The organism is Collinsella aerofaciens, from assembly GCF_040915425.1.
Taxonomy (GTDB): Bacteria; Actinomycetota; Coriobacteriia; order Coriobacteriales; family Coriobacteriaceae; genus Collinsella; species Collinsella aerofaciens_BW.
Genome location: NZ_JBCPDN010000007.1, coordinates 1 through 3878, shown reverse-complemented (window position 1 = coordinate 3878; position 3878 = coordinate 1). Strand labels below are relative to the sequence as shown.

The 3878-nt window shown below is 64.1% G+C and carries 3 protein-coding genes and 1 pseudogene; 3 read left to right on the top strand and 1 reads right to left on the bottom strand.

Annotation, left to right across the window (positions count from 1 at the left end; genetic code table 11):
• On the top strand, positions 1 to 499 hold a 499-nt coding region (locus AB5164_RS01810; protein ID WP_368147755.1), incomplete at its 5' end, for an HD domain-containing protein.
• 70 nt (positions 500 to 569) lie between these two features.
• Here the strand turns inward: AB5164_RS01810 and AB5164_RS01805 are convergent.
• A complete protein-coding gene (locus AB5164_RS01805) occupies positions 570 to 1856 on the bottom strand; it encodes a glutamate-5-semialdehyde dehydrogenase (RefSeq protein WP_368142393.1) in 1287 nt (428 codons plus the stop codon).
• Between the two features lie 112 nt (positions 1857 to 1968).
• On the opposite strand from AB5164_RS01805, the gene AB5164_RS01800 reads away from it, so the two are divergent.
• Together AB5164_RS01800 and AB5164_RS01795 are read left to right on the top strand one after the other, a co-directional pair.
• Positions 1969 to 3387, top strand: coding sequence for an alpha/beta fold hydrolase (locus tag AB5164_RS01800; protein WP_368142394.1), 1419 nt, complete (start codon positions 1969 to 1971; stop codon positions 3385 to 3387).
• 154 nt (positions 3388 to 3541) lie between these two features.
• A pseudogene (locus tag AB5164_RS01795) lies at positions 3542 to 3878 on the top strand (IS110 family transposase); the annotation flags it as partial.

Here is a 3878-nt window from a genome sequence, read left to right as displayed (position 1 = left end):
CGAGGGAACTATGCGCTACTTTGCGCGCGAGTTCGACCCCGAGAACGAGGAGTTTTGGGGCATCGTCGGTCTGCTGCACGACCTGGATTGGGAGGAGCATGAGGACGATCCCGTGAACCACACCATCTATGCTGCAGAGATTCTTGAGGGCGAAGGTGCGTCTCCCGAGCTCATTCGCGCCATCCAGACGCACACGTCGGACTTCAACACCTCACTACCCAAGCCCGAGCTGCAGATGGAAAAGATCCTGTTTGCCTGCGATGAGCTCACCGGCCTGATCGGCGCTGCCGTCATCATGCGCCCGAGCAAGAGCGTTATGGACTTTACGACTAAGTCGCTCAAGAAGAAGTTCAAGGACAAACGCTTTGCCGCCGGCTGCTCGCGCGACGTGATTTCGCAGGGCGCCGAGATGTTGGGCTGGGAGCTCCCCGAGCTCTTTGACCGCACCATCGCGGCCATGCAGTCCTTCGCCCCCGACCGAGATACCTTCCAGGCCTAACCGTCAACGCCACCTAAAACCACCACAAAGGGGACAGGCACCTTTGTGGTGGTTTTTGTTTGCGCGGGCGTTAGGGACGGACCTGGCCGGTGCCGCGGAGCTTGTATTTGTAGGTGGTGAGGGCCTCGGCGGCAAAGGGGCCACGGGCGTGGAGTTTTTGGGTCGAGATGCCGATCTCGGCACCCAGGCCAAACTCGCCGCCGTCAGTGAAGCGAGTGCTGGCGTTGGAGTACACGGCCGAGGCATCGACAGCATCGAGGAAGCGCTCGCAAGCATCCGTATCCTCGGCAACGATGGCCTCGGAGTGCATCGTGCCGTAGCGGTTGATGTGTGCGATGGCCTCGTCCTCGTTTGCCACGACCTTCACGCTCATCTCGAGCGCCAGGTACTCGCGACCCCAGTCCTCCTCAGTCGCGGCGACGTAGTCATCGCCCTCCACAAGCCCGGCATCGGCGCATGCGGCGCAGGTTGCCTCGTCGCCGTGAATGAGCACGCCGTGGTCATGCAGCACGGTCACGACCGCGGGCAAAAACGCATCGGCCACAGCACGGTCGACCAGCAGCGACTCGGCGGCATTGCACACGCCTACGCGCTGGGTCTTGGCATTAACGATAATGTTGAGCGCCTTATCAAAGTCGGCGGATTCATGTACGTAGATGTGGCAGTTGCCAGTGCCCGTCTCGATCACCGGCACAAGCGACTCGCGCACGCAGCGCTGGATCAGGCCTGCACCGCCGCGCGGAATGAGTACGTCGACGATACCGCGGAGCTTCATGAGCTCGCCAGTGGCCTCGCGGTCGGTGGACTCGATCATCGACACGGCCTCGCGCGGGAAGCCCTTGGCCTCGAGCGCATCGGCCAGCAGCTCGGCGATCATGGCACACGAGTGATAGGCCAGCGAGCCGCCGCGCAGAATGCAGGCGTTGCCGGTACGGATGCAGATGCCTGCGGCGTCGGCCGTCACGTTGGGGCGCGCCTCGTAGACCATGGCAACCAGACCCAACGGCACGCTCACGCGGGTCAGGTCCACACCGCTCGCAAGCACGCGGTGGTCGAGCACGCGGCCCACGGGATCGGGCAGCTCGGCGAGCTTCTCCAAACCGGCGGCCATACCCTCGACGCGCTCGGGCGTCAGCAGCAGGCGATCGAGCAGTCCGGCCGAGGTACCCGCATCGCGCGCGGCAGACATATCGAGCTCGTTGGCGGCGACGATGGAGTCGACACCGTTGCGCAGTGCTGCGGCCATGGTGCGCACGGCCTCCTGGCGCTGCCCATCGCTCGCCGTGGCAAGCGAGGCCGACGCTGCCTTGGCGGCAACGGCAAGATCGTGGACATACGTGGCTATATCGACCGACATGGACGGCCCTTTCTCCTAGAAGTTTGCAACCATGGTAGCCGATTTGCGCATGGCCTCGCCCGCGGCGGTAGAATTGGTCAACCCGAAACACCGCAACGAACGGAAGACTCACATGGCCCTCATCACTTCGTACCACGTCCCCGGCCTTTATGTCGAGGACCACAGCATCGATGTCCCTCTCGACTGGCGCGGCCTTGAGCCAATGCTTTTGGCCGTCGGCAGCACCATGCGCCGCGGCGCCATGCCGGCACCCATCGCCGGCGCGCCCGAGAGCATCAAGCTCTTCTACCGCGTGGTCTGCGCCCCCGACCGCATCAACGACGATCTACCGCTGCTCCTGTTTTTGCAGGGCGGCCCTGGTGGCGAGAGCCCGCGTCCGCTCTCACCCACGAGCGACGGCTGGATTGAGGAAGCCGTCAAACACTTCCGCGTGGTCCTTCCCGACCAGCGCGGCACGGGGCGCAGCAGCTGTGTAGACGGGCGTACGATCGCGGCTCTGGGCGAGCGCGCGACGGCGGCCGGCTCCGATGCCGCACGCTCGCAGGCGGACTTCCTCAAGCGCCACCTCGCCAGCTCCATCGTGCGCGATTTTGAGTACCTGCGCCTGGTGGGCTTTGGCGGTAAGCCCTGGGTCACGCTCGGCCAGAGCTACGGCGGCTTTTTGACGCTGAGTTATCTGTCGCTCTTCCCCGAGGACGTGGCGGCGAGCTTTACCTGCGGCGGCATCCCCCACGTGCCAGCGAGCGCAAGCGAGGTCTACGCGCACACCTTCCTGCGCATGGCCGCCAAGACGCAGCAGTATTACGACCGCTACCCCGCCGACGTCGAGCGCGTGGCAGCCCTGGCCGATGCGCTCGAGGCACAGAAGCCCGTGCTGCCCGACGGCTCGCCGATGACGGTCGAGCGCCTACAGCTCATGGGCAGCGACTTTGGTATGAAGCCGAGCTTTGAGCGCATGCACTGGATTATCGACCACGCGTTTGTTGATGGCGATGGCACGCTGAGCTGCGGCTCCTCGGTATCCGACGGCTTTTTGATGCGCGCATTCGAGCGCACCAACACACGCACGAATCCGCTGTACTGGACGCTGCAGGAGTTCATCTACGCCGACGGCGACACCATGCCCATTCGCTGGGCCGCGGCAGAAGAGAAGGCACACCGCGCCGAGTTCGACACCCTCGCGCGCCCGCTCATGTTTACCGGCGAGGCCATGTTCCCGTGGATGTTTGAGCAGATGCCCGAGCTTATGCCGTTTAAGCCCGCCATGGACCTGCTGATGGAAGACACCAGCTGGGACAAGATCTACGACCCGCAGCGCCTAGCCTGCAACGAGGTGCCACTCCAGGCCGCGGTGTATTTCGACGATATGTACGTCGATTCGGGCATGCAGCTCGATACGCTCAGCCGCGTGGGCAACTCGCATGCCTGGGTGACCAACGAGTTCGAGCACGACGGCCTGCACGGCAGCGCGGTGTTCAAGCACCTCTTCGACGAAGCGCTCAACCGCGGAGACCTGCGCCGGATCTTCTAGCTAAGGAGTGTCCCAAAGTGCCGGCACAGACGATATGAGCAGGACATAAAAACATTGAGAGCCCCTGCTGCATGAAAGACCGCGGATTAGGCCGACAATGGTGTGTGTCTAATCCAACCGTGGCGGCCACGCCGCATTCATGGAAGGGGCTCCCATGCTCGATACTACCACCTTCATCGGCCTCGACGTCCACGCCCGCTCGATAAAGGCCGTCTCCCTCGACGTCATGACCGGGGAGGTACGTGCCGCGACCTTCGGCTACGACGCCGGCGCCGTCGCGGAGTGGGTCCGTTCCGTGGACCCCAGGGCCAGGTGCGTGTACGAGTCCGGGGTCACGGGCTTCGACCTGCAGAAGAGGCTTTCCGGCCTGGGGGTCGACTGCGTGGTCGGCGCCGTCTCGAAGATGATCAAGCCCAGCGCGGACAGGCGCAGGAAGAACGACCGCAACGACGCCGAGTTCCTCGCCCGCATGCTGTCGGTCGGCAACGTGG